The following is a 25736-nucleotide window of genomic DNA, read 5'->3' on the forward strand; positions in this document are numbered from 1 at the left end:
CCACGTCTCCTATAATTATCCTGCTTTACCGATTAAATTAATCTTAGATTAATGAAACCGACCTAGACTTTGCCGACTTGATATAAAAGTGGAACTCAGCCGTCTATTATTGATGCTACAAGGCATGTATTTGAAGCGATAAGACATAAATTTTGCAGTCTCCCCTTGAAATCTCGTTTTTTGGACATATTATGTCTCTTATAGAGTGTATATCAGGTACTTTGTATCCTAACAGGAGCTTAAATGAAGCGTATATTTTTACTGATTGCCACTAACATGGCGATCTTATTGGTGGCATCAATTGTGATGTCTATCTTAGGTGTTAATACCTCAACCATGGGCGGATTATTAGTATTCGCTGCAATCTTTGGTTTTGGTGGCGCCTTTATCAGCTTGGCTATCTCTAAGTGGATGGCTAAGAAAACTATGGGCTGTGAGGTTATCACAACGCCGCGTGATAACACTGAACGTTGGTTAGTGGAAACCGTTGCTCGTCAAGCAGAGCAAGCGGGCATTAAAATGCCTGAAGTGGCTATCTATCAGTCGGCAGAGTTAAATGCATTTGCAACGGGTCCTAGCAAAAACAACGCATTGGTTGCAGTGAGCAGTGGTCTTTTGTATGGCATGAGTCAAGACGAAATAGAAGCTGTATTAGCCCACGAAGTAAGCCACGTCGCTAACGGCGATATGGTGACGCTGACTCTTATTCAAGGCGTGGTGAATACATTCGTTATCTTCGCTGCACGTGTCGTGGCTGGCATCATCAATAACTTCGTCGCGAGTAATGACGAAGAGGGTGAAGGCTTAGGCATGTTTGCTTATATGGCAGTGGTTTTTGTACTGGATATGCTGTTTGGTATCTTAGCTTCAATCATTGTGGCTTACTTCTCTCGTATTCGTGAATATCGAGCCGACGAAGGTGCTGCACGTTTAGCGGGTAAAGATAAGATGATTGCGGCACTTGAGAGACTGCGCCAAGGCCCTGAAACCGGTGCAATGCCAGCGTCAATGTCAGCGCTAGGTATTAATGGTAAAAAATCGATGGCTGAGTTGATGATGAGTCATCCGCCACTAGAAAAGCGTATTGCGGCACTTAGAACTCACTAATTGAAGCATGGCTAAATCAAGGCGGTTCGAGGTTCAATCTCTCGAATCGCTTTTTTATTACCCAAAATCAACGTGATAAATAGTTAGTTATACTGCATTCCAAGAAGTAATTTGATTAAGCGCACATTTTGAGAATTTCCACAATGATATGATCTTTCACTTAAATTAGTTGCGGATTAGTTAATGCTTAGCTAAATTAACCTAAGTCGTGCTAAAAATATTGTTCGCAAGATGAAAACAACCTGACTATTAAGTTTTCACTATGCGAACATCAAATGAGGATACAATTGTGAGCAATAAACTACTAAGTGCAATTTTTGGTGCGGCATTCGCAGCACTCGCTTTATCACCAACAGCTTTCGCTGAAGGTCAAGAACTTGCCGAAATGCATGCTGAAATGGACGGTTGTGAAGCGTGTCACGCTGACGGTTCACCATCTGCAGACGGTGAATACGAGTTCCAGCAGTGCCAAGCCTGTCACGGTACTTTGGCTGAAATGGACGCCGTTCACCAGCCACATGACGGCATGCTAACGTGTGCTGATTGTCACGCGCCACATGAAATGAACGTGGGTGACAAGCCAACATGTGACAGCTGTCACGATGATGGTCGTACTGCCGAGTCGACACTTAAGTAATTTTATTTGACTTAAATTGCTAAAATGAGCCAGCCTAGAGCTGGCTTTTTTGCATAAAAATTTTGACAGTGCAGGATCAATATTGGCTCAAAAGGTTTTCTGGTGGAACCAGCATTCAAATTCTTACTAGGGTTCAGATTATAGGTAAGAAAATTTTATACAAAATCTCATCACAGCATAAAACATACAATATTTTTCATCTTACATAAGAAATGACTTGTGACTCCTTTCGTATGACAAGCTTAATTAACACCATTGATAATAATATTTGAGCGTTTATTATTTATTACTCTTAAAATCAATAGCTTGAATGTTTTTTTGTGAAGTGGATAATTGTTGTTAATTGAGTTGCCCGTAGTAGTAAAGTCTAGTTTTTCTTGAGCGAATAGCTATTTGGATGCAACGCTTTTAATACTCTAGATTGATGATGGACAAGCACTTTCCCGACATAATGGCCGCGTTAATTTCATATAGTCATTAAAGGTCGGTAATTGAGTATGGATACTACTAAGATGGCGGTTAACTCCTCTAATCTTCAAATCAGCAGCATATGGCGTTATACCCCAGCGCTACTCCTTGCCTTTTTGCCTCTGGTGCACGCTCAAGACCTTAGCCAATTTGATGAACTTAATGGCTATGATAACCGCGCCTCTATCGCCCAAAGTGGTGATAGTTTAGATGCAAGTGTGAGTCAGCAAGGTGTTTCAAACCGGGCAATAGTGAGTCAGTCGGGCTTATTAACAGTGGCGGATGTGAAGCAGTTAGGGGGAAGTAACCGCGCTGGCGTTTACCAAAATGGTGCAGAAATTGAGGCAAGTATTCTTCAAAGTGGCTTCAATAACATCGCTATCTCTTCTCAGCAAGGTGCCTATTTAAATCTCGATATTAATCAACAAGGGAACAATAATTTAGCTTCAGTCCTACAAATGGGCAATGAAAGCTCGGTGACAATATACCAAAATGGTACTGGGCATGGTGTTTCAGTTGTGCAATATGGGCAGGGACAATCAGCCCAAGTCACTCAAGGTTATATTTCAAATTAAGCCAACTTCAATTGTTGTTGTGTTTATGTGAATAATTCTGTCTTTATTTGTAGTCTGAGTGTATTACAATAAAAACACACGGATGGTGATATACAGTACACACGGAGTTAGCTTATGTTCAAAGTCACACATTGGGTTTTGGTTACCCGCTCGCATTTATTTGCCGATCTTCTCAATACCAGATGGCCACAAGAGTTCTTGGTCAAACTACATCGGATCTCTCCAGAGCATTTTAATGCTGAATTATTAGAAAGTCGCATTACTATCATTTTGATTGATCTGTCGACCGTAGATGTTCAAACCGCATATCAAATTCAAAAGCGCATTGAAAAAGGCAGCAACATCGCTCGAGTCGTCTTTTTGCATTTTCCTAAACAGGTTGACGCTAAATTTCTTATCCAAGCTTCAGTGACTGCCGGGGTATTTTATTCAGATGCTTGTTTAGAAACAATTGGTGAGGGCATGGCGGATATAGTAAAAGGCAAAGTGGTTCTACCTCAGCGTTTTACAGAGAGTAACAGCCTTAATGATAGTGCTATTGATGAGGTTGAAACCTTAACGATCCGAGAGCGTGAAGTACTGCAAGTATTACGCAGTGGAAGTACCAATATTGATATTGCAAATAAACTATTTGTCAGTGAAAGCACCATAAAAACGCATCTTTATCGAGCGTTTAGAAAAATTGGTGTATCGAGCCGTGGTCAGGCAATTGCCTGGGCCCAAACCAATATGCATGAAGTGACTCAATGAGTCGGTTCTGCTTATGTTTTCTCCTTCTGTCGTCAACGTTGACGGCAGGGGAGATTGTATTAGATAAGCAGCAACCACCGCTAGCCGAAAGCACCAGCGATAACCCCCCAAAAGTTGAAACAGATCTTATCGATGGGCTTATTCTTAATCGTGCAATGACTCGATTTGGTCATCGATTTTATCGAGAATTTGTCGCAGCTTATCGGGATATTGGTGGTGTGGCTCAACATTCAGGTTTGACCGTGGTTGAACAAGCGACAGCGAGAAGCGGTAGTAAAATTAGTATTCTTCACAATAGAAGACCTATTTATATCACGGTTGTCTCTCCTGCAAGTCGAAATATCGATGAGCAAGCTTTAGCTGCTGCCGGGCGAGTAAACCAAAAATTAAAACAAAATCAAAGGCAAGCAAACTGGGCCCAATTTTTAGATCCCGATTTGGCTCCAGATGAATTTTAACAAGGAAAGTTTATGAAAAGGGTTATTAAAATTGCGGGTGGTTCATTGTTGGCGGTGCTTATGGGCTCATCCCATGCAACTCAGCTGACTTACACTCCTGTTAATCCCAACTTTGGGGGCAGTTACCTTAATGGTTCATATTTACTGTCTAATGCATCAGCTCAAAATAAACATACAGGAGGGTCGAGTTATGTGCCGCCATCGGCGCTTGACCGATTAGCGAGTTCACTAGAATCTCGTCTGATGAGTCAGCTGTTTAATGATGCGGCAAACGGCGGTGAAGGGTACTTAAAGACTGATGATTTCGAGATCCAGGTGGTGAATCAAGATGGTGCCTTATTGGTGCATATTACCGATGTTGTCACGGGTGAAACAACAATTATCGAAGTCGGTGGCATTATCGACACTAACACTGGAGAAGGTTAATGATTAACAAGCTAACCTTATTGTTTGCCTTATGCTTTGTAAGCGCGTGCTCTACTACGAGTGAATTAGAGCAAATAGTGCCTTCATCAAGTTTAATGCCAAAAGGTGAGACTTATTACGATCTAATTGGTTTACCCGCTCCGCAAGGAAGCATGGTTGCAGCCGTTTACGACTTTAGAGATCAAACCGGTCAATACAAACCTATTCCATCGAGTAACTTTTCCACCGCGGTACCTCAAAGTGGTACAGCATTTTTAGCCCAAGCGCTGAATGACTCTAGCTGGTTTATCCCTGTTGAAAGAGAGGGGTTACAAAATTTACTGACTGAGCGAAAAATTGTGCGTGCAGGACTAAAGGGCGATGCTGCAAGTTTAAGCCAACTTAATTCTGCACAGATCTTGATGGAAGGCGGTATTGTTGCATACGACACCAATATTCGTACCGGTGGCGCTGGAGCTCGTTATTTGGGCATTGGCGCGTCAAGTCAATTTCGTGTTGATAGTATTACGGTAAATCTTAGGGCTGTAGACATACGTACAGGAAGACTGCTTAGCAGTGTCACCACAACTAAATCAGTATTGTCTAAAGAACTGACGGCAGGGGTATTTAAATTTATCGATGCTCAGGAGTTATTAGAGTCTGAAGTTGGTTATACCTCGAACGAACCCGTTAGTTTGTGTGTGGTACAGGCGATTGAAAGTGCAGTGGTGCACATGATTGCTGATGGCATTTGGAAACGAGCTTGGAACCTTGCAGATACTCAAGCTGGTTTAGAAAATTCAGTGCTTAAAAAATACTGGTTAGAGGCTCATTCGGTTGACAGAGTCCAAGCTAGGCTAAACCAAGGTTAATATAGCGATATTAAAAAAGGCGCTATGTATAGCGCCTTTTTTATGGTGTCAGTTCACGTCCAACTAAATTGTTACTCATTTATGTGTCGAATGCGTGTTATTTGAGTGGTTTCGTATTTTATATGTTCATTACTTTTAATACTGTTTAGCTTTAGATTGATTTGCAAATAGAGCTGATTATGCAGTCCATTTAGCTTGGCGCTTGCCAAGCGCTATATTGAGTTTTTATTCTTGGCTACTTATTCATTTCTCGTTCTTTGCTTAAAAACTCAAATCCACTTTTCAAGTAGCTAAAGCGATCGTCATCTGGCAGTGAGCGAACCTGTGCCAACATTAGGCCAAAAGCTGAATCAATCATCAATCTGTCAGATAGTTTCAAATAGCGATAAACGACGGGCCTGAGCACAACGGTGAAATGCCCTGTAAATTCGTTGAAGCGTTGCTCTTCAATAGCTGTGGTATTGTTCACCAGTTCACGCATACACAAAGCGGCAAGCAGAGCATTTTTATCACTAAAAGACTGATATTGTGCAGCACGGGAGTACCCGGCTCGCTTATGAACATCAGACATATTAAGTGCAATCATGCCTTTTTCTTGTACTAATTCAGTTGCGGCATCTAAGAGTGCGGTTTCTTTTTCCGTAAGCATTGTCTTATTCCTGCATATTTTTTTTCATTAGAAATCCTAAACAGCGTAAAGTCAACCACATTGTATATACATCTGTTTAATGCAGGTGCAAGTCAACACGATCCAATCATGTGATTTACTTCAGAAATCGTCCATCGCCTTGTCAATATTTTCGCGTATACTATGGCTAGTAATTTCCTTTTGAGGGCAGACAAATGGCCGAAGAAACCATATTTAGCAAAATTATTCGACGTGAAATTCCTGCAGATATCTTATATCAAGACGATCTTGTGACAGCCTTTAGAGATATCACGCCCAAAGCACCTACACATGTGTTAATTATTCCAAATCATCTGATCCCAACAACTAATGACATTAAGGCATCAGACGAAAAAGCATTAGGCCGTATGATGTCTGTGGCTGCTAAGTTGGCTCAAGAAGCGGGGATAGCTGAAGATGGCTACCGTTTAATCATGAACTGTAATCAGCATGGTGGCCAAGAGGTTTTTCACATTCATATGCATTTAGTGGGTGGCCATCCACTAGGCCCGATGTTGAGCCCGAGTGAATGAGTTCAAGCAGTCAGAGCTACTCGCTAACCGATATGGCGAGCCGATTTGTCGCGCAGCTAACTCAATGCCGTAAGCTTAAATTAAAAGTGCTAGAAGGTAGCGGAAAGCATGTTTTACTGGAGCTGCCTTACGATACACAGCTTGTTGGTTACCCTGACACGGGGGTGATCCATGGTGGTGTGATCACAACATTGATGGATACTGCAAGTGGTTGCGCGGTGGTGTGTTCAATTTTTGATAAACACCGCTTGCTTGAGATCTCTCCGACTCTCGATTTGCGTGTCGATTATATGAAGCCAGCAGCGCCGCACAAACCTGTTTATGGTTTTGCCCAGTGTTATAAATTGTCTTCAAGTGTTGCCTTTACCCGCGCTATTGCTTACCAAGATTCAATAGATGATCCCATCGCTCATGCGGTAGGCTCGTTTATGCGTATCAGCCCTGAGATGGTTGGTGAAGAGTTTAGGCAGGCATTGATGGGAGGTGCTGAATATGAATGATGAATCGTACTTTTCTATTGAACCATCGTTGGACGACAGTGCTAAGCTTGACGTTAAGGGCATCGTAAAGAAGGCCACAGAGCTAAATGACTTTGGCCATCTCTTGGAGCATGTTCCTTACGCAAAATTTATCGGAATGGCGGTAGACAGATTTGGTGATGAACTGGTTTTCAAGCTGCCAGCAAAAGATGACAACATAGGTAATCCTATCTTGCCTGCGCTACATGGCGGCGTGATTGCAGGATTTATGGAGATGTCGGCAATAGTACAATTGATGGTGTTTATGCAAACGACAAAAGTACCTAAAGTTGTTGATTTTTCAATTGATTATTTAAGGGCTGGTTACCATAAAGATAGCTTCGCCGAGTGTAAAATCACGCGCCAAGGCCGCCGAGTGGCCAATGTAAGCATTAATTGTTGGCAGACAAACCGTAAGCATTTAATTGCAACTGCAAGAGCGCACTTTTTGATTGATTAGTCGAGCTGGCTAACTTTAGTTTATTTAAGTTACGCCTATTAGCTTATGCTTAAACTCAAGCTTATTAACTCAAGCTTATTAACTCAAGCTTATTAACTTACGTTTATTCGCTTAGGCTATTAATCGGGCATGTTAATTTAACTTGCTACTTAACTCATGGTTTGTATCAATAGCGTATGTGTTGCAGCTAAGAAGGGGATAGAGATGAAAAAGGTTTTATTGGGACTATTTACCGCATTGGTTTTCACTGCATGTGCTCAACATACTGCCGGTGTGATGGCGGGGTCAAATGGGGATGCTAGGATTGATAACAATAGCTTTGGTAAAGAGGTACAAGTAACCAATATCATGGCTCGCCCTGAAGGCGGATTCTTACGTGGTACGGGAACCATTGTCAGTCAGGTATCAACCGATTTAAGGTTGCAATATAAGTTCACCTGGTTTGATTTAAACGGAATGACAATTGACGACGAAGGCGTAAGCTGGAAATCGGTAAAGCTACACGGTAAACAGCACCTGCAAGTTAGCGCTGTGGCTCCTAATGCCACCGCAACTCGTTTTGAGCTATACGTGAGAAAAGCCTTTTCAAATTAGCCTGTCGACACTCTTGGTTAATATTGGTTAGTTAAAGTGGTAAGTTTAAGTTGTTGGCTAAAGCCTAGCGTAAACCAAGTTTATATCGCACCTGTTAAAAAAACGTCAGCTAAGCTGACGTTTTTTCATGCAAAAAGTACCTGTTTTTAAAGAAGTCTGTCATCGAGTTGTAAATTTCATGTATAATCGCGCTCGCCAAGGGGTGTTAAAGTCTATAAACCGAAAGTCGGATTTATCTGCTTTGACTGAGATGTTGAAAAACGAACCCTTTGAACCTGATCCGGCTAATACCGGCGTAGGAATGGGCCACAATTCATTTCCCGATCGCTTCTTTACTGATGCCGGATCTCAAAATTTTACTTTGAGGTCCTATGTTAAATCTAAAATCTTATTCGCCAATAGCACTTGCGGTTATTGCAGCCATCTCATCTACAAACGCCTTTGCTAATGGCGATGCATCCACCACTCACGATGATATCGAAGTCATGGTGGTGACCTCTGACTTTCGTGGTTCAGCATTAGAAACAATGCCCTCCAGCGTTACCATTATTGATCAGCAACAAATTGAAGATGAAGGTGCCCAACACTTTGAAGATATCTTAAATACGGTTGCCAATTTAAATTGGTCTGGTGGTAGCTCTAGACCTAAATATTTCCAGATCCGTGGTGTGGGCGAGCAAGAAGAATACCAGGGCGCACCTAACTCTTCGGTGGGGTTTGTTGTAGACGATATCGACCTATCTGGTTTAGGCATGGTCTCAAGCATGTATGATCTACAACAAGTAGAAGTGCTACGTGGGCCACAAGGAACTCGCTATGGCGCAAATGCCTTAGCAGGTCTAATTTATCTCAAGAGTAACGACCCTACCGATGTGTTTGAACATGGCGCAGAAGTCTCTCTTGGCGATGATAATCTACAGACTTTCAGTGGTTTCAGCTCAGGTCCTATTACAGACTCAGGTAATTTACTTTATCGTGTTTCGTTACAGCAGCATCAACAAGATGGCTATCGTGACAACCTCTACCTTGGCCGAAGTGACACCAATAATCGTGATGAGTTTACAGGCCGCGGTAAGTTACGCTGGTATGCAACCGAAGATCTAGAAATCGATTTAACTTTCCTGCACGCGAACTACGACAATGGTTATGATGCATGGACACTGGATAATAATGGTTTTGACACATTAACCGATGCTCCGGGTGTCGATAAGCAACGTACAACAGGCTCGTCACTTAAGTTCACCTATACTGGCGCCGAGAATTTTGATCTCACTTCATTAACCTCGTTGGCGCAATCAGATACGCGCCATAACTACGACGGTGACTGGGCAAACCCTGACTACTGGGAAAGTCGAGATTGCGGTGGTATTCCATGTGAGTACGAGTATAACTGGGACAAAAAAGGCGAGAGAAAAACGCTAACCCAGGAGTTTAGATTATCGTCCACAGAATCTGGACGTATTTTTTCAGATAGTACCGATTGGCTGATTGGCGTGTATGCCATGGACTTACAAGAAGATAACGACACGGTTGATACTTATAACCAGTTATCAGCCGAGTATGAAGCACAAAATTATGCATTATTTGGTCAGTTAGATTCAGACTTAGGTGCAACTTATGCATTATCTGTAGGTTTACGGGTTGAGCGTCGAGAAAGTGATTACAGTGATTCGGCAGGCGACAGTTTCGGCCCAAGCGAAACTATGTGGGGCGGACATATCGCATTAAGCAAGGCGTTAAGCGAAAACCATGAGTCCTATATCCGTGTGGCGCGTGGCTACAAAGCGGGTGGCTTTAACATGTCGCTGCCAGTTGAGTTAGCAGACAAAAAAGAGTACGACACCGAAATCCTTTATAACTATGAATTGGGTTTAAAATCGACTTGGTTTGACGGTCAGGCGAGCACCAACCTTGCTGTGTTTTATATGGATAGACAAGATCAGCAAGTTGCAGCTTCACAGCAGTCAACAGTTCCGGGTGAAGAGGGTAACTTTATTTTATTTACCGAGAATGCAGGTAGTTCACACAACTACGGTGCGGAACTCGAAGGTAATTGGTATGCAACAGACAACTTGAACTTATACGGTAGCCTAGGCTGGTTAGAAACGGCTTATGGCGATTATCAATATGAAGATAAATATGGTGCTGTGGTCGATCTTTCAGGCCGAGAACTCGCCCATTCACCTAACTATACCTTTAGCATAGGTGCGACTTATCGCAGCGATAATGGTTGGTTTGCCAACGTCAACGCTAGCGGAAAGAGTGATTTCTACTACTCTGACAGTAATGAGTCAAAGTCTGATCCTTATCAAATTTTTAACGCCAAAGTGGGTTATGAAGCCGACATCTGGTCTGTGTATCTGTGGGGACGTAATCTACTTGACGAACAATATGGCGTTCGTGGTTTCTACTTCGGTAATGAACCAGATTTAGATTGGGCTGATAAGCAATATATACGCTATGGCGATCCACGCCAACTAGGTATGACATTTAACCTTAAGTTCTTGTAAGTAAGAGATCATCACGCGTGTAATTACAAGTGTGATTCAAGATTTTTAAAGCATAAGTGAAGAGTGATTAATGGTTAAGTTAATCACCCATTTACTGAATACCGATTTACTTAATATAGTCAAATTGAGCCACCATAGGGTGGCTGAGGTCAATACAATGAAATTAACAGCAGAAATTAGTTGCTACCCGCTTCAAGATAACTATTTAGACCCGATTAAATGGTTTATTGCGCGAGTGGATTCTTACGACAACATACAGCGAGTGACGAATGCAATGGCAACTCAGGTGGTTGGTGAGTATGGCGATGTGATGTCTATGCTTGCGGTTGAGATGCAAGCCGCTCATGAAAAATTTGGTAAAGCCGTATTCGTTTGTAAGTTTATTGGTGGCGAACTCAATTTAAGTCATAGCGAATAATTTTATTTAGATGAGGTGGTCTAGAGATAGGGAATGTCTTTTGGCCACTGTTGAGCTTAACAATATCTGACGATGATTTAGGGCAAGAACTTCTTGTGCTAAGTATCTTGTGTTAAATACAGGGCACCATTTATGTCTGAGTTTTGGCTAGCGTTAGTCAATAGTTTTACTGCCGCTTTTAGTGAAGCAGAAGCGTTGACGGGCTGGGAGGCTGTAGCGGTCTTACTGGCTTTGGCCTACCTTATTTTTGCGATGAAAGGTAGCATTTTGTGTTGGGCGGCAGCGTTTATCAGTACCGCGATTTATACCGTATTGTTTTGGAAAGTGTCGTTGTTGATGGAGTCCGTGCTTAATATTTACTATATGGCGATGGCTGTTTATGGCTATTGGATGTGGACTCGAGGCGGTAAAAAGCATGATGGGGTGAACATTGTTTCATGGCAGCTGAGCACGCATTTGAAATTAATAGGGCTCACGAGCTTGATTGCTGTTTTAATCGGTCATTTCATGGCAACTCAAACTCAAGCCGCTTTCCCCTATTTAGATGCTGCGACGACCTGTTTTGCGGTTATGACCACTTACTTGGTGGCAAAAAAAGTCCTAGAAAACTGGATTTATTGGTTTGTTATTGATGCGGTTTCTATTTATCTCTATGTCAGTAAAGGCTTGATGTTAACCGCCATTTTGTTTGTACTTTACCTTGGGATGGTTGTATTTGGCTACTACATGTGGCGCAATAAAATGTACGTGCAGCAAACCACGCAAGAGATTGACTTAGCGGCAGGAACCGCCTAAATGGCTCAAGGTTTAACTCAAATTCTGGCGCCTTATCTTGCGCAGTCAGGGCTGACAAATGTCAGCCTGATAGCCCCTTTGACGCAAGGCTTAAGCAATCAAAACTATTACATTCGTGGCTTACATCAGAGTAAGTCCACTGAATCTGAGTGGGTACTAAGAGTCAATAGTTGGGCGAGCTCTCAGATCTGTAATCGAGAGGACGAAGTGTTAAATTGGCAACTTGCAAGTAAGGTTCAGCTTGCACCACAAATTGTCTATGTCAGCCCCGATAAAACATTTTATTTAAGTGAGTTCTTTGCCCAGAATGAGCAAGATTGCTGGAATGACTTAATGAGTGCCAATGGGGCTCACCCAATTAGTACCACTCATAATATCTGGCCAAAAGCCGAGCAAAAGCTGCTTGAATTATTAAACGGATTAAAGCAATTGCCTCGGCCCAGTAATGTGATGACAGTTGATACACAGTGGCAGAGATACTTGGCGCGATTAACCGAAATGAACAAGCAGTTATCTCGGCTACAGGGCTCACCTAATGATGATTGCGGTGATGATAGATGTGCAGAGCAGGCGCTATTGATTCGTTGGCAGCAGCTTTATCAACGGCTTTTGGCTAAGTCGCATCAGATTGATACAATGCTTGATAGACTCGGTGCTTGTGTGACTCAGCTTCAGTTTAGCCACCGAGATCTGAACCCCTATAATATTTTGCTGGTTGAAGATAAGCTTAAATGCATCGATTTTGAATATGCCTGTAGCTCACACCCTTTATGTGATCTTGCAGCCGTGATTGCCAGCCATTCTCTGTCATCAGAGCAGCGCCATTGGCTGATTGACAACTACTTAGTTGCTCACCCGAACCTAAATAACAAAGCAAGAAATGCCGTCACTGCCGCCGTCGATCTGTATTGGGTGTTTGCAGTGTGCTGGGCACTACAAATGGCATTTGATTGCTTAGTAAAAGAGGGCGAAATTACAAAGTTAGCTGATGGCGAGGGAGCCCATTTAGTCGAAGATTACTTGGACAGTGCTCAGCAATATAATGAGTTAATTGCCTGCTGTACCTAGTGGATGTTGTACTTAGTGCCAGCTAAGCTAATTTATCAGTAATAATGATGGCGGGCGCTTAAATTTTTCACTGCTTCTTAATTACCCCACACATGTTGTAACCGAGCGAATTCCTGCCGATGTTCTATGCTAGGTTAAAGACGCTAATGACTGAATATTCATATGGTGATTAAAGATAAGCCCAAACAGTTGGAACAATAGGGGAAGCAATGAGAAAAGCTGGCTTATGGATGTTACTCCTTATCTCTCTTGTGGGTTGCTCGACCAAGATGGGCTACTATTTTTTAGATTGGGCCATAGAGTGGAAACTTGCAGAATATGTCTCGTTAAACACACAGCAACAAGCCCAATTTGAATCTGCACTTAATCAGTTTTTAATCTGGCACCGAGCCGAAGAGCTTCCTTTGTACGCGAAACAGTTATCATTGCTCTCACTTGAATTTCAACAAGCAAGCCTGACACCCGCAATATGGGCTGCACAAGTTAAGCAGGTAAAGCAGCACTGGAACAGAAGCTTTGAATTTATTAACCCCTCTCTGGTACCGATTATAAGTTCTTTTACCGATGAACAAGTTAAACAAATCATTGCGCAGCTTAGAGTTGATGAAAAAGAGCTAAATCAAAAGTATTTAGGTAAAGATAGGCTGGCATTAGTCGAAATGGCTGATAAACGCATCAACAAACGTGTAAAGAAGTGGATAGGGAAGCTGACATCAAAGCAAAAGCAAGCCATACATGAATATAACCTAGGCCGTGCATCGAGCTTAGACATGTGGCTTGAATATCGGCATGAATGGATAAGGCTATTTTCACAAGCACTGAAGAATCGGCAAAACCAAGCGGCGCTATCTCACAGCCTAACCGTGTTAATCACTCAGCCAGACAGCCTTAAGTCAGACGTATATAAAGCCTCTCTTGATAACAATACCGAACAATTTGGTCAATTACTTATTCGACTCAATCAGCTGGCAAGTGCTAGCCAGAAAAGATACTTTCAAAAGAAGCTGGATGCATTAATCGTTGATCTTAATGAGCTCAGCGAGGCCGATTAAGCTAACTTTACCGTTTTTGCTGAAAGATAGGCTAAGTTGTAAGGGTCTATACAGCTAAGCCGAGGATTAAATTCAAAGAGGGAACGATATGCAACTAGTTACACTTTACCAGAAATTTTTGACGCTACTAAAATGTGGCGAAGGGATAGCGCCGCTGGCCTTGCGTTTATATCTCGCGCCAGTGTTAATGCAAGCAGGTTATAACAAGCTTTCCCATTTCAGCGATACCGCTGCATGGTTTGGTAATCCCGATTGGGGATTAGGCTTACCTTTTCCTGAGGTGATGGTTGCACTTGCTGCAGGTACCGAATTTTTGGGGGGGGCATTGCTTATTTTAGGCTTGGCGACTCGCTTAATCTCGATTCCGTTAGCGTTCACTATGTTGGTCGCCGCTCTTAGTGTACATATCGAAAATGGTTGGTTAGCGATTGCCGACCCAAGCTCTTGGTTAGCGAATGATAACGTGATTGCCTCGGCTGAAAAGCTTGAGCGTGCTAAAGAGATCTTACAAGCAAATGGTAATTACGAGTGGCTAACTAGCTCAGGCAACTTTGTTATTTTGAATAACGGTATTGAGTTCGCAGTTACCTACCTGTTTATGCTGTTGGCATTGCTGTTTATGGGCGGGGGGCGTTACACAAGCCTTGATTATTATATTGCCAAGCGTAATGGGCTGGCTTAATGGGGCTTCAGGCTGTTTACATCTGTGCTCTGGCTGCTTGTTTAAATGAGTTGGTAACGTCTTTTTAACTTATATGCGTTACGACCCGTTAGCAATAAATGCCGTTATGTTGAGTAAATGCTTTAATCAATCGATGATTAAACAAGGTAAATCCCACTAAATAGATGGGATTTTTTTTGCGCAATTGATACTCTCAAAGAGTACATGTTTCTTGACCCTTTTTTTTCGTAAAAACACTATTAAGGATAATAAGTTGGACGCATTAGAATTACTCTTAACTCGTCAATCAACCCCAAGACTGACGACTCCTGCACCTAATTCACAACAACTACAAAATATCCTCGATGCTGCCACGCGAGCACCTGATCATGCGGGGTTAACGCCTTGGGAATTTATTATTGCCGAAGAAGATGGTTTGTCCCGTCTAGGGGAAGTGTTTGTAAAAGCACTGATTGAAAAGGGCGCCGACGAAGATTTTATCGAGAAAGCGAAAAACATGCCTTTGAGAGCACCAATGGTGATCACCGTGGTTGCTAAAGTAACTGAACACCCTAAAGTGCCAGCGTTTGAGCAACACCTTGCTGCAGGATGCGCAGTGATGGCCATGCAGCAAGCGGCATTTGCTCAGGGGCTAGGAGGAATTTGGCGTACCGGTGCATTTGCCTTCGATGCAAAGGTGCATCAATTATTGGGCTTACAAGCAAAAGATCAAATAGTCGGTTTTCTCTATTTAGGTACCCCGGTTATCAATGCCCCCACTAAAACCCTAAAAGATGGCATGAGTTTCGCCCGATATTTATAAATTCTTGCATCGTATGTGAGTTGAGCTAATTTCATCAAGAGTTAGCTTAAACTGAGTCTGTTACCATGCTAGCGTAGAATAATAAAAATACAGGAGGTTGTGGTGAACGCAGAAGTAAAAGAAACCAGTTTAGTTGGTGAGTATATTGTACTTGAACCTTTATCATTGGAGCATTTACCGGCGCTAAGTATCGCTGTCACAGATGGGAACTTGTGGGAAATATGGTACGCATCAGCTCCTCATCCAGACGAGATGAAAGCCTATATTACCGCGGCGTTAGAGGCAGAGGCTCGAGGAGAGGCATTAGCCTTTGCGGTTCGAGAACGTCACTCGGGTGCGATAGTCGGCTGTACACGTATTTGTAACTGGCAGCAGCAACATCGCCGCTTAGAGATAGGTTACACCTGGTACGCAAAAAGTGCACAGCGCACCGCGGTTAACACCGAAGCAAAGCTACTTATACTGTCTTACGCTTTTGAAACTCTAGACGTAATGGCGGTAGAATTTAGAACGCATATTCAAAACCAAGTGTCACGCCAAGCGATTTGCCGGTTAGGCGCTAACCAAGACGGTATTTTGCGTAATCATCAAATTTTGAGTAATGGCACTGTCAGAGACACTGTTGTGTACTCGATAATCGATGCCGAATGGCATGACGTGAAGCAAGGGTTGAAAGATAAACTGCTTGGGTATCAAGCTTCGTGAGTTAACGCGACCTAATGTTGTAATACAGAAATGTTGTAATGAAAGAAATGGCGTACAGAGCACTCATCGCTAAAATGACAGTAAAGCCAGTATTAAACTGGTTCTTTTTTAAAAGAGAACGAGTTATCTTCGCTATACTCTTGATATTCATTAAAAGCTAAAGTAGAAATGGATGCTCGAAGCTGTTTTAATGCTAAATATTAGCGACTAAAAAGAAAAGGATAACCTTCAATGTTTGCAAAAACGAATTTAGCTTTATTGATCCTCGGTGCTAGCTCACTCTCTTTTAATAGTTTCGCGGGGGAGGCTGAAGAGGCCTTTGTTGGCGAACTTGCCGATTGTGCGGCTTATTATCATATCGCTACGGAGGCAATTTCTGCGATGAATGCACCTCAGATGGCGGCGGTAGTTGAACGCTTAAAGGTGTCTGGTGAGCAAGCTAAGGAGCTTGCACAACAATTTAAAACCGAAGATGAAGTTTCCGCAGCGATAACTGCAGCGGCTGAAAAGCACCGAGCTAGTATGCCAAATGCGAAAAATTTAGGCCCACTGATGGGTAAATATAAAGAGACCTGTCAGAGCATTCTAGCCGAACCGGAGAAACGTCTCGATTATTGGACTATGGTCTCCATGTAACCATTTTCACCTTATTGGGGCTAGACTTGAGCACGTTTAGCCTCAGTAAATTACATAATTTGTGAAATGATTTTTGCTAATATCCTGTCTATTATTCAAACTTTAGCCTTCTAACTTGTGCTTTCGAAACTTGTTTTTTATAACTGCTATCCAAACTTGCTTTTTATAATTGCTTTCTAAAATTGGACACCATAATTGAAACTCTGTTTAGCGGTAGGTTTGATTCAATATTGTTGATTTAGTGGGAGTCACTCATGAATATTTATCTGCTGATTGCTGGGGGGATTACAGCCTTAACGTGTGTTGGTCATTTTACCTACGGCCGAAAACACTTTTTACAGCCAATGCAGACTGCTGCCTTTGATCCAGTGGCAAAAGTGATTATGCACTGTGTTTTTCATTATATTTCGGTATTTCTGGTGCTATCAAGCATGGTCTTACTGGCTTGTTCATTTAACGCTATTTCAGCCATGCAAAGCTTTGGCATGCTGATATTTATCGCACTCAACTTTGGCTTATTTGCAATATGGCAGATTTATATCGGATTTATGAGTAGCCTCGAAATGCCATTTAAGTATTTATTCCAGTGGGTATTTTTCGTTCCAATATCCTTGTTCACCTTAGCAGGCGCGATGTTAAGTTAACCTCGTCACTTGCCGATGGGCTATTGAGCAGTGCTCATGATAGATATCTTCTAAGTGTGTTCCTAGCTCATCTTGTTTCAGATCCATTGGTATAACCACATCATAGACTCTGGTACGAATACCTATGCAAGGCTTATTAAATAGATGCCATTCATGCGCTTTTCTAACTACTGACATTGGTTTGACGAACAGATCGAATTTGGTTATCAATATTGAAACTCCTGAGTCGCAGACATCGGAACTGGGTTTGCAAGTGCTTGCGTTTCGCTATGAACTTACGTATTTTGTATAAAGTATTTCAAATGGATTGAGATGTTCTTAGGTTAAGCAAGGAAGAAAAATGTTTCAGCATCACCCCCCATCAGCTTTTATCGCGCTAGCGCCTCATCCTCTTCTAAATGATAGATTTAATTAGTCGGCGTTTTTCAAGCTAGTCTTCACCGAAAACAATTTGTGAAAATAGTTGTCCGATAATTAATCCAATTGTATTACGATTATTTACACTTTTTTGCAGACCATCTAAACGGCCTATATCCACTTATCTGTATGATATAAGCATTTATATGATTTTCACTAATTCTGCTATATGAGAACCTTATGATTAAAGTTCATCAATTAACAAAAGAATACCCCATGGGCGAAAGCTTAGTTAAAGCGCTCAATGGGGTGAGCTTCTCAATCGCAAGAAATGAGTTTGTTGCGATTATGGGCCCGTCGGGCTCTGGTAAGTCGACATTAATGAATATTATAGGCTGCCTTGATAAGCCTACGTCGGGAAACTACAGCCTAAATGACCAGGAAGTGGCTGAGTTAGATGATGACGCCTTGTCTGCGGTGCGAAATAAAGAGATTGGTTTTGTATTTCAAAGCTTTCATCTGCTGCCGCGTTTGTCGGCCCTTCAAAATGTATTATTACCTTTAAGGTTTTCAGCTGATGCACAGCAAGATACTGACTATGCACACGAACTTCTTGAGCGAGTGGGCTTAGGATCTAGACATGACCATAGGCCAAACCAACTGTCTGGTGGCCAAAGACAGCGTGTCGCTATTGCGCGGTCTTTAGTTAATCGTCCCGCTATTTTGTTAGCCGATGAGCCGACTGGTGCACTCGATAGTAAAACGTCAGTTGAGATCATGGCGCTATTTACTGAGTTACATAAAGCGGGTCAGACCATCGTTCTCGTGACTCACGAAGAAGAAGTCGCAGCCTATGCTCAGCGTGTTATTCGTATGCGAGATGGCGACATCGTAGAAATTGAAGAAAGAGGTGACAATGCCGCTTAATACCTTGGTTAATCACCGTGTCATGATCAAAGCAAAGAGTGTGCTCCCTCGGATGGTGCTTAGCTTATCTGTTGCCATGCTGGTCAATGTGAGTGTATCAGCAACCGCTGGTGCAGAGTCGCTTGCTAGCGCCTTGTCGAGTTCTCAAACGAAAACAATAAACCAGAGCTCTGATAACTCATTAGCCTATGCTGACGTAGACTCGTTAAACAAAGCTGATTTGACGCCGCTGTTACTGACAGGACAGGTCGCCTCTGTCGTATCACAAGCTTTTGTGGTGCCAAAGGCTGGCGATACGTGGCGCTATCAAATTCAGTGGATGATGCCAGAGGGGAGCTTAGCTGAGCCTGGGCAAGTCGTGGTTATTTTCGATAAGAGTGAAATTGACAATCAAATTGAGCAGCTTGAAGCGAGCTTATTACGAGTGACTGCGCAGGAACAGAGCCAATCGATAGAGCTCAATGCGCAGTTATTACAAGCCAAATTTGAACTTAAGCAAGCCCGGCTTGAATTAGAAAAAGCGCAGTTAGATGCCGCTATTCCGGCTGACTTTATTGCGGCTAAAGATTACGCTGACAATCAATTTAATCAGCTCAAAACCGAGTCTGAATTATCCAAAAAACAGCAAGCTTTAGCCGAGATCCAAGATAAGCGCACAGCATCATTATCCCAGTTGGCGATTGATAAAAAGCGCGCTGAACTTGAGTTATCTCAAGCCTTATCGGGACTAGAGCAACTTGAGCTGCACGCCGATATTGCAGGCCCAGTACTTTATTCTCGCGATCCTTGGAGCGACAAAAAATACTCGGTGGGTGATAACGCGCAAATAGGCAGACAAGTTGCCAATATCCCCGCACTTGATGATTTAGAGGTAATTGCATGGGTCAATGAAGTCGATGTAGACCGTCTAACCATTGGCGAAACTGTCCGCCTAAGGCTCGATTCTCAATCAACAATAACCTTAAGCGGTAGTGTCGACACGATTAGTCGACAAGCCAGTAAGCAACCGGCATGGGGTAAAAGTAACTGGTTTAAATTGTCGATTAAATTTAACCGTGACGAGCGAGTTGAGATCATTCCTGGAATGAGCGTATTAATAGAAACGGGAGTGACTTCATCATGAAGATGACAGCCATTAATACATTGATGTTAGCTGCAATTCTCACTGGCTGTAGCCAATATGTAGTGACTCAAGTTGAGTCAGGGATTTTAGAGCAACAAATTGAGGTGACGGGGGAGCTCGTTTCAGCGAATACGGTGAGCTTAAGGCCGCCGGCACTGCGTCGAGTGTGGCAGTATCAGGTAAAAATGTTGGCTCCAGAGGGCAGTGAAGTCAAGCAAGGCGATAGAGTGGCTCAGCTTGATACCTCGACATTAACCCAAAGGCTTTCTGTGAAAGCAGCAAATTTGGCGACCACCATTCAAGATATCGAAACCTCGAAACTGCGTAATGCCAAAAAGTTACAAGAGCTAAAGCTTGAGCTAGCCGAAGCCAAAATGGAACAAGAAAAGAGTCAACTTAAAGTCGACATTTCAGATATAACTGTTTCGGTTATCGATCAACAAAAATACCTAAAAGATGAAGTTATCGCTAAAGACAGGGTTCAATTAATTAATCAAAAAATTGAGCTTGAAATCGAAAGCGCTGAACAGAGAATGAAAATGTTAGCTGGTGATCAGCAAAAGTTTGCCTCTGAAGTCGCCGCTCTCGAAAAGGGGATAAAGTCACTGACATTAATTGCGCCAAGAGATGGTATGGTGGTTTATGGCAATGATCAACAAGGCAATAAAGTCGCTGAAGGACAAAATATTTTCGTCGGTGACTCTGTATTAAGTATTCCCGATCTGCAACACATGCAAGTCAACATGACCATCCCTGAAGTTGAAGCTGGGCGAGTTAAGATTGGCCAAGCATTAAAAATTCGTCTCGATGCTAATCCTGAGAAAAGCTTTAACGGCAAAATAATTGAACTTGGCGCAGTGTTTAGAGTTAAAAATCAAGATGTCCCCTTGGTTATATTTGATGCTGTCGCCAGTATTGAGCAACCTGATACAGAGATGATGCGCCCAGGGATGACCGCAAAAATAAGTATCGATATCGCCAATAACAATCCTGAATTACTCTTGTCTTTAGATGCTGTGCATTATGAACGCGGCAAAGCATATGTATTAAAGCCGGGGATATTTACCGAGAGTAAACAATATGTTGGCTTAGGGGATATGGGGAAAGAGCGAGTAGCAATTACCTCAGGATTAACGGAAGGAGAGGAGGTGTTGCTGCCATGATAATCACTCATTTAACAAATAAAAGGCGCTATGTTCGTCGTGCTTTATTCGTCACTGGCTTGCTAGTCATGACAGCTTGTAGTGATCCTGCAAATAATGGTGTGTTAACCGTTGAGGTTCATCGCTCTGACTTTAAAGTTGATATTCCTGCATCGGGTGAGTTAGAGGCGAGTAACTCGACTACGGTCAATGTACCTACAGGGCTTAGAGGCCCGCAGTCTTTAGCTTGGATCATGGACAATTTCAGTACGGTTAAAACCGGTGATGTTGTTGCACGAATGGATGGGGCGCGAGAACGGTTCCGCTTAGAGATGGAGGCGCTCGATTATGATCGTCTAGGTCTCGATAGCCAGATCCAGAGCCAGAGGGATAAAACCATCGATAAGAGTTTGACTACTGATACAAAACTGACCGCGCAGGAGCAAGATTTAGCCGAACAATTTTTCAGTGACGATGAACGAGTTTATACCAAAATCGATATTATCGATCAGATGCGCAATCAAGATTACCTTGAAGCCAAAATGGACTTTTATGATTGGGGGCTGAGTCAGCATGGTTCTCAAGCCCAAGCAGAACAAGAGCTCATCAAGTTAAAGCAAAAAGGCCATCAGGCCAAGATGAACCGTTATACCGGTAATCTAAAGCAGATGGAGATTGTTGCGCCTCATGACGGCATTTTTGTCGCGCAAACGGGTTGGAATGGCAAGTTGCCCGCTGCTGGCGACATGATGTGGTCAGGTATGGCCATCGGCTTACTTCCTGACACTTCAAAGATGCAGGCTAAATTGCATGTGCTTGAATCAGAAGCCTTGGGTTTGGCTATAGGCAAGGCTGTGACGTTATATCTTGATGCATATCCAGAATTTGCAATAAACGGTACCTTAACGCAGCTCGATGCATTGGCAAAAGCTAAAGAGCAGGACAGCCCAGTTAATTATTTTGAGGTCACAGTCACTTTAGATAAAACCTTAACTGCAATTATGCAACCAGGCAGACAAGTGAATGCCATGGTACACGCACTTGATCTTAAAGATGTGATTACCGTGCCAAATCAAGCTCTGTTCCAAAAGTCAGGTGAGTATTGGGTCTATCTACAAACATCGGCTGGTTTTGCTAAGCAAAGCGTTAAACTTGGTAATCGCAGCTTGAATCGAACCGTGATCACCGAAGGCTTGAAGCAAGGGGATACCATTGCATTGACCACACCACCGAAGAGGAATCGTGTATGACCGCTAACAGAGCCTCGGTGAGCCTAGTCAAACCACTTAAAAAGGACGTTATGAATAAGTCATCTGTGCCTATTGCCGTATATTGGGAAGGGATTAAACAAGCGTTCGATGAAATGCGTCACCATAAATTACGCACTTCTTTAACTTTGCTCGGTATGATTTTTGGTGTCGGTGCGGTTATCGCTATGCTAAGTGTTGGCGAAGGGGCGGAGCGCGAAGCATTAAAAATGATTGAGTCTATGGGGGTTAAAAACTTAGTCGTTAACGCACGTAGCGCCGAAGGTGAGGCGCTTAAGTCTATACGAGAACACAGCATTGGATTAAGCCTGAGAGATATCGAAAGTGCTCGTGATACCTTGCCATTTGTTGAGAATTGGAGTGCTGAGAAGTACGTAAAAGTGTTCAGCCTGTTTAGCCTCAAAGGCCGCAGCGATGCAAAAGTGGTTGGAGTCACTCCCAGTTATTTTGAGCTGAGTTCACTGCCGCTAGGTGAGGGACGAACACTCAATGATACTGATGAAGCTTACTATCAACAGGTTGCGGTATTGGGGCCAGAAGCTGCCAGAAGTTTATTTCCTCAGGGCAATGCGATAAACAACCTGATTAAAGTAAACCATCAATGGTTTACCGTTGTTGGCGTGTTATCAGAAAAAGAGGGCTCTAAGTCTAGCATTCAAGGCGTGAAGCTTGGTGGGGAGCGTAACCAAGTCTTTATTCCATTAACGACAGCGCTTAAAAAAATGCAATTTAAGAGTTTAGAGAGTGAACTTGATGCGTTTAAGTTGGCTTTAGCTGATGGAGTAGCCCCTTCGCTTGCTGCCAAAAGTTTGCAACACCTGCTAAATAGGCGCCACGGTGGTGAGAAAGATTTTGATGTGGTGGTTCCAGCAGATCTACTGGCTCAACATCAAAAGACCCAGCAGATCTTCAATATTGTGATGGCCTGTGTTGCAGGCATTTCATTGTTGGTCGGTGGTATAGGTATTATGAATATTATGCTCGCGACTATTTTAGAGCGAACAGGCGAAATTGGTCTGTTACGTGCTTTAGGCGCTAAACGTAAGGATATTGCTCGTCAGTTCTTGATTGAGAGCATTGCTATCTCGGCGACGGGCGGCATTATTGGCATCGGAGTTGGGTTATTGCTGGCGCTAATTATCTCGTCTGCTGCTGGCTGGCCTGTAGCCTGGTCACCGTTCTCCATACTGCTGGCACTCGGTGTGTGTATGACGATAGGCGTTGGCTTTGGTTTATACCCAGCCAATAAAGCGGCTAAGCTTGACCCTATTGTTGCGCTGCAACGGGATTAAGCTGTTATCACTGTTTTTTGCTGGTTTTATAATTTTTTAGTAAAAAATGTGAGTGAAAAGCGTGAGTAAATAGCCTTGTTAAAGTCGTTCGTTAGTATTAATAACCCGCAGTTTTTATCGCGGGTTATTTTTTGTGTTTTTAATGTCAATACTGACATGGCTATGAAATTGCGGCTATTTTTGACATATTAACGTAGATGAAATCTTTATCAGAATGTTAAAAGTTTCGGTATTTGAGGATAAATTAAGCTATTGTATTGGAAGCATTAGCTAAGCTGAACCGCTGGTTATATGGCCGGTAAAATGATAACTGACAGGGACTCGACAGATTGTTCAGAAATATAATCACAAGAGATAATAACTTTTACTATATGACAGCAGCGCTAGTGGTGTTGCTGCTTAGTGCCTCATTAGTCAAAACGGTCGCTGATGGTATGCTAGAGTCCATACTTGAGGTCATTATTGCCGTTACTTTCTGGGTATGTGTGGTCAGTCTCGGGGTCGATAAGCGCTGGAAGCGCTTTATGCAGGGGCTTATCATTGTTTGGCTTTTGGCGGCGGCCGTCAAAAAATTTATGTCAGTACCACATGTTGATCTCTTTATGCTTGGCCTTATGTTTGTCTTTTTCTGGGGCACTTTTAGCTCTATCGCTCAGCAAATCCTATTTTCTGGTTCAGTTGATGGCAACAAGGTCGTCGGCTCTATTGCGCTTTTTTTACTGCTAGGCTTGATGTGGGCTTTGGTATATCTCTTAATTTTAGCATTATCGCCTCACGCTTTTTCAGGTATTGAGCATAGTGTTTGGGGACAAAATTTTTCACAAATGGCTTATTTTAGCTTTGTCACGTTAACCACTTTAGGTTATGGCGATATCAGCCCTAATACGCCTTTTGCACAAGTTGCGGTATATATGGAGGCGATTGCAGGCGTGTTTTATATGGCAATTGTCGTTGCAAGTTTAGTGAGCGCTGGATTAGCTCAAAAAGAAACACAACAGGAAGGTTAATATGGAAAACCCTATGCAGCATACCCAAAGTAAGTTGTTCATCAACAATATGATGGAATCGGCAATAAGGATTGGCTTACTGTTTATTCTGGTTGTTTGGACTTTAGATATCATCAAGCCATTTATTATCCCTGTACTTTGGGGAGCGATTATTGCGGTTGCCCTTATGCCAATGACGCAAAAGCTTGAAAAGGCATTAAAAGGGCGCCGAGGGCTTGCATCAACGATTCTCGCTTTGGCAGGAATACTGTTGCTTATTGCACCCTTCTGGATTGTTTCAAGCTCAATTTTCGATGGGGTGTCACACATCATTACAGTGCTACAGTCTGGTGAAGTTGATATTCCTGGGCCAACACAAAAAATTGCAGACATTCCGCTTATAGGCGATAAACTTTATGATATTTGGGCATTATTTGCGACTAATTTAGAGAAGGCGGTACTGCACTTTTTACCCCAAATTAAAACAGGCGTCAGTGCAGCGGCGGGTATGCTAGGTAGTAGCTTAGGGTCTTTAGTGATGTTTATCATTTCACTGGCCATTGCTGGTGGCTTTATGGCGCATGCCGAGAAATCTGCAGCAGCAGTCAGCACCGTGGCGGTAAAAGTAGTAGGTAAGCACGGTGAAGAGTGGACAAGTTTAACTGCAGCCACGATCCGTAGTGTATTACTGGGTGTGGTTGGCGTTGCGTTTATTCAAAGTATTTTAATTGGCTCTGCATTATTTACCTTTAGTATTCCTGCTGCGGGAATATTTACCTTTATTGTGTTTATTCTCGGTATCGCGCAACTGCCACCACTGTTAGTGGTATTGCCGCTTATTTTCTATGTATTTTCAACTCATGATTCAACCCCTGCTACCATCTTTACTGTTTGGGTATTGATTGCAGGCGTTTCTGATAGTTTCCTAAAACCTATGCTGATGGGACGTGGGGTCGATGTGCCAATGCCGGTCATTCTTATCGGCGCGATTGGCGGTATGATCACCGCTGGGATCATAGGTTTGTTCTTAGGGGCGGTAATCTTGGCTATTTGGTATGAGTTATTTATAACTTGGCTCAAAACCGAAGAGGGACAAGCCCCAGATGCTCAACCCGTTACAGATCCTGACGCTAAACCTGTGAGTGCGCCAGCTTATGGCGGGGCTGATGAATAAACTTCGTCCGTAACAAGTAAAGGGTGCCATAGTGCACCCTTTTTATTTTGGTTAACGGATCTAAGATAGTAATATGTAAATCGGTATAAGATATTGAAGCAGAAATTTTTT

Annotated in this window: 30 protein-coding genes and 1 riboswitch; of the genes, 28 read left to right on the top strand and 2 right to left on the bottom strand. The window is 42.8% G+C overall.

The window, feature by feature from the left end:
• The first annotated feature begins 243 nt into the window (after positions 1–243).
• The 7 genes from htpX to ACVBIU_RS00145 all read left to right on the top strand — a co-directional run bounded on the left by htpX (position 244) and on the right by ACVBIU_RS00145 (position 5272).
• Positions 244–1107, top strand: a complete 864-nt coding sequence (gene htpX / locus ACVBIU_RS00115) for a protease HtpX (protein ID WP_447161968.1) — start codon at positions 244–246, stop codon at positions 1105–1107.
• A 289-nt stretch (positions 1108–1396) separates the two neighbouring features.
• Positions 1397–1744, top strand: coding sequence for a tetraheme c-type cytochrome CctA (gene cctA, locus ACVBIU_RS00120; protein WP_447161969.1), 348 nt, complete (start codon positions 1397–1399; stop codon positions 1742–1744).
• Between the two features lie 497 nt (positions 1745–2241).
• The gene (locus ACVBIU_RS00125) at positions 2242–2787 is read left to right on the top strand and encodes a curlin (protein ID WP_447162882.1); all 546 of its coding nucleotides are present in this window, start codon (positions 2242–2244) and stop codon (positions 2785–2787) included.
• Positions 2788–2901: 114 nt separating this feature from the next.
• Entirely contained in the window at positions 2902–3537 is a 636-nt protein-coding gene (locus tag ACVBIU_RS00130; RefSeq protein WP_447161971.1) for a LuxR C-terminal-related transcriptional regulator, read from the top strand.
• A complete protein-coding gene (locus tag ACVBIU_RS00135) occupies positions 3534–3995 on the top strand; it encodes a curli production assembly/transport protein CsgE (protein WP_447162881.1) in 462 nt (153 codons plus the stop codon). The genes ACVBIU_RS00130 and ACVBIU_RS00135 overlap by 4 nt, the downstream gene beginning before the upstream one ends.
• Positions 3996–4007: 12 nt before the next feature.
• Entirely contained in the window at positions 4008–4421 is a 414-nt protein-coding gene (locus tag ACVBIU_RS00140) for a curli assembly protein CsgF (RefSeq protein WP_447161973.1), read from the top strand.
• Complete coding sequence (locus ACVBIU_RS00145) at positions 4421–5272, top strand: CsgG/HfaB family protein (RefSeq protein ID WP_447161974.1); 852 nt, start codon at positions 4421–4423, stop codon at positions 5270–5272. Before ACVBIU_RS00140 ends, ACVBIU_RS00145 begins: the two co-directional genes overlap by 1 nt.
• A gap of 235 nt (positions 5273–5507) precedes the next feature.
• Here ACVBIU_RS00145 and ACVBIU_RS00150 read toward each other — a convergent pair whose 3' ends face one another.
• The gene (locus ACVBIU_RS00150) at positions 5508–5921 is read right to left on the bottom strand and encodes a helix-turn-helix domain-containing protein (RefSeq protein ID WP_447161975.1); all 414 of its coding nucleotides are present in this window, start codon (positions 5919–5921) and stop codon (positions 5508–5510) included.
• 194 nt (positions 5922–6115) lie between these two features.
• Here ACVBIU_RS00150 and hinT point away from each other — a divergent pair, with 194 nt between their 5' ends.
• The 14 genes from hinT (at position 6116) to ACVBIU_RS00220 (ending at position 17356) form a co-directional block, all read left to right on the top strand.
• Positions 6116–6472, top strand: a complete 357-nt coding sequence (gene hinT / locus ACVBIU_RS00155; protein WP_447161976.1) for a purine nucleoside phosphoramidase — start codon at positions 6116–6118, stop codon at positions 6470–6472.
• Entirely contained in the window at positions 6469–6972 is a 504-nt protein-coding gene (locus tag ACVBIU_RS00160) for a PaaI family thioesterase (RefSeq protein WP_447161977.1), read from the top strand. The genes hinT and ACVBIU_RS00160 overlap by 4 nt, the downstream gene beginning before the upstream one ends.
• Positions 6965–7450 (top strand): PaaI family thioesterase, encoded by a 486-nt coding sequence (locus tag ACVBIU_RS00165; protein ID WP_447161978.1) that lies wholly within the window; start codon positions 6965–6967, stop codon positions 7448–7450. The genes ACVBIU_RS00160 and ACVBIU_RS00165 overlap by 8 nt, the downstream gene beginning before the upstream one ends.
• 204 nt (positions 7451–7654) lie before the next feature.
• Complete coding sequence (locus ACVBIU_RS00170) at positions 7655–8044, top strand: YcfL family protein (RefSeq protein WP_447162880.1); 390 nt, start codon at positions 7655–7657, stop codon at positions 8042–8044.
• A gap of 188 nt (positions 8045–8232) precedes the next feature.
• Positions 8233–8363: riboswitch (TPP riboswitch) on the top strand.
• Positions 8364–8415: 52 nt separating this feature from the next.
• Positions 8416–10554 (top strand): TonB-dependent receptor, encoded by a 2139-nt coding sequence (locus ACVBIU_RS00175; protein ID WP_447161980.1) that lies wholly within the window; start codon positions 8416–8418, stop codon positions 10552–10554.
• Between the two features lie 157 nt (positions 10555–10711).
• On the top strand, positions 10712–10972 hold the full coding sequence (locus ACVBIU_RS00180) for a hypothetical protein (RefSeq protein WP_447161981.1): 261 nt from the start codon (positions 10712–10714) through the stop codon (positions 10970–10972).
• 132 nt (positions 10973–11104) lie between these two features.
• Positions 11105–11767 carry a nicotinamide riboside transporter PnuC gene (pnuC, locus tag ACVBIU_RS00185; RefSeq protein WP_447162879.1) on the top strand — a complete coding sequence of 221 codons (663 nt, stop codon included), beginning with the start codon at positions 11105–11107 and terminating at the stop codon, positions 11765–11767.
• Positions 11768–12835 carry a phosphotransferase gene (locus ACVBIU_RS00190; protein ID WP_447162878.1) on the top strand — a complete coding sequence of 356 codons (1068 nt, stop codon included), beginning with the start codon at positions 11768–11770 and terminating at the stop codon, positions 12833–12835.
• Between the two features lie 209 nt (positions 12836–13044).
• Positions 13045–13887, top strand: a complete 843-nt coding sequence (locus ACVBIU_RS00195) for a DUF6279 family lipoprotein (protein ID WP_447161984.1) — start codon at positions 13045–13047, stop codon at positions 13885–13887.
• An 88-nt stretch (positions 13888–13975) separates the two neighbouring features.
• Positions 13976–14569, top strand: a complete 594-nt coding sequence (locus ACVBIU_RS00200; RefSeq protein WP_447161985.1) for an HvfX family Cu-binding RiPP maturation protein — start codon at positions 13976–13978, stop codon at positions 14567–14569.
• Between the two features lie 253 nt (positions 14570–14822).
• Positions 14823–15371, top strand: a complete 549-nt coding sequence (locus ACVBIU_RS00205) for an NAD(P)H nitroreductase (protein WP_447161986.1) — start codon at positions 14823–14825, stop codon at positions 15369–15371.
• A 102-nt stretch (positions 15372–15473) separates the two neighbouring features.
• A complete protein-coding gene (locus tag ACVBIU_RS00210) occupies positions 15474–16076 on the top strand; it encodes a GNAT family N-acetyltransferase (RefSeq protein ID WP_447161987.1) in 603 nt (200 codons plus the stop codon).
• A 231-nt stretch (positions 16077–16307) separates the two neighbouring features.
• A complete protein-coding gene (locus tag ACVBIU_RS00215; protein WP_447161988.1) occupies positions 16308–16712 on the top strand; it encodes a hypothetical protein in 405 nt (134 codons plus the stop codon).
• Between the two features lie 254 nt (positions 16713–16966).
• Complete coding sequence (locus tag ACVBIU_RS00220) at positions 16967–17356, top strand: hypothetical protein (RefSeq protein WP_447161989.1); 390 nt, start codon at positions 16967–16969, stop codon at positions 17354–17356.
• Here ACVBIU_RS00220 and ACVBIU_RS00225 read toward each other — a convergent pair.
• Positions 17348–17566, bottom strand: coding sequence for a DUF7661 family protein (locus tag ACVBIU_RS00225; RefSeq protein WP_447161990.1), 219 nt, complete (start codon positions 17564–17566; stop codon positions 17348–17350). The two genes, ACVBIU_RS00220 and ACVBIU_RS00225, sit on opposite strands and share 9 nt — an antisense overlap.
• A gap of 387 nt (positions 17567–17953) precedes the next feature.
• Here ACVBIU_RS00225 and ACVBIU_RS00230 point away from each other — a divergent pair, with 387 nt between their 5' ends.
• From ACVBIU_RS00230 to ACVBIU_RS00260, 7 genes are all read left to right on the top strand, one after another.
• Positions 17954–18640, top strand: coding sequence for an ABC transporter ATP-binding protein (locus tag ACVBIU_RS00230; RefSeq protein WP_447161991.1), 687 nt, complete (start codon positions 17954–17956; stop codon positions 18638–18640).
• Entirely contained in the window at positions 18630–19763 is a 1134-nt protein-coding gene (locus ACVBIU_RS00235) for an HlyD family secretion protein (protein ID WP_447161992.1), read from the top strand. Before ACVBIU_RS00230 ends, ACVBIU_RS00235 begins: the two co-directional genes overlap by 11 nt.
• Positions 19760–20926 (top strand): efflux RND transporter periplasmic adaptor subunit, encoded by a 1167-nt coding sequence (locus ACVBIU_RS00240; RefSeq protein ID WP_447161993.1) that lies wholly within the window; start codon positions 19760–19762, stop codon positions 20924–20926. Before ACVBIU_RS00235 ends, ACVBIU_RS00240 begins: the two co-directional genes overlap by 4 nt.
• Before the next feature lie 68 nt (positions 20927–20994).
• A complete protein-coding gene (locus tag ACVBIU_RS00245; RefSeq protein WP_447162898.1) occupies positions 20995–22155 on the top strand; it encodes an efflux RND transporter periplasmic adaptor subunit in 1161 nt (386 codons plus the stop codon).
• Between the two features lie 50 nt (positions 22156–22205).
• Positions 22206–23465 (top strand): ABC transporter permease, encoded by a 1260-nt coding sequence (locus ACVBIU_RS00250; RefSeq protein ID WP_447162020.1) that lies wholly within the window; start codon positions 22206–22208, stop codon positions 23463–23465.
• A 371-nt stretch (positions 23466–23836) separates the two neighbouring features.
• The gene (locus tag ACVBIU_RS00255; protein ID WP_447164934.1) at positions 23837–24472 is read left to right on the top strand and encodes a potassium channel family protein; all 636 of its coding nucleotides are present in this window, start codon (positions 23837–23839) and stop codon (positions 24470–24472) included.
• A gap of 1 nt (position 24473) precedes the next feature.
• On the top strand, positions 24474–25625 hold the full coding sequence (locus ACVBIU_RS00260) for an AI-2E family transporter (RefSeq protein ID WP_447161995.1): 1152 nt from the start codon (positions 24474–24476) through the stop codon (positions 25623–25625).
• Positions 25626–25736 lie beyond the last annotated feature (111 nt).

It is taken from the genome of Shewanella sp. 30m-14 (assembly GCF_052977125.1).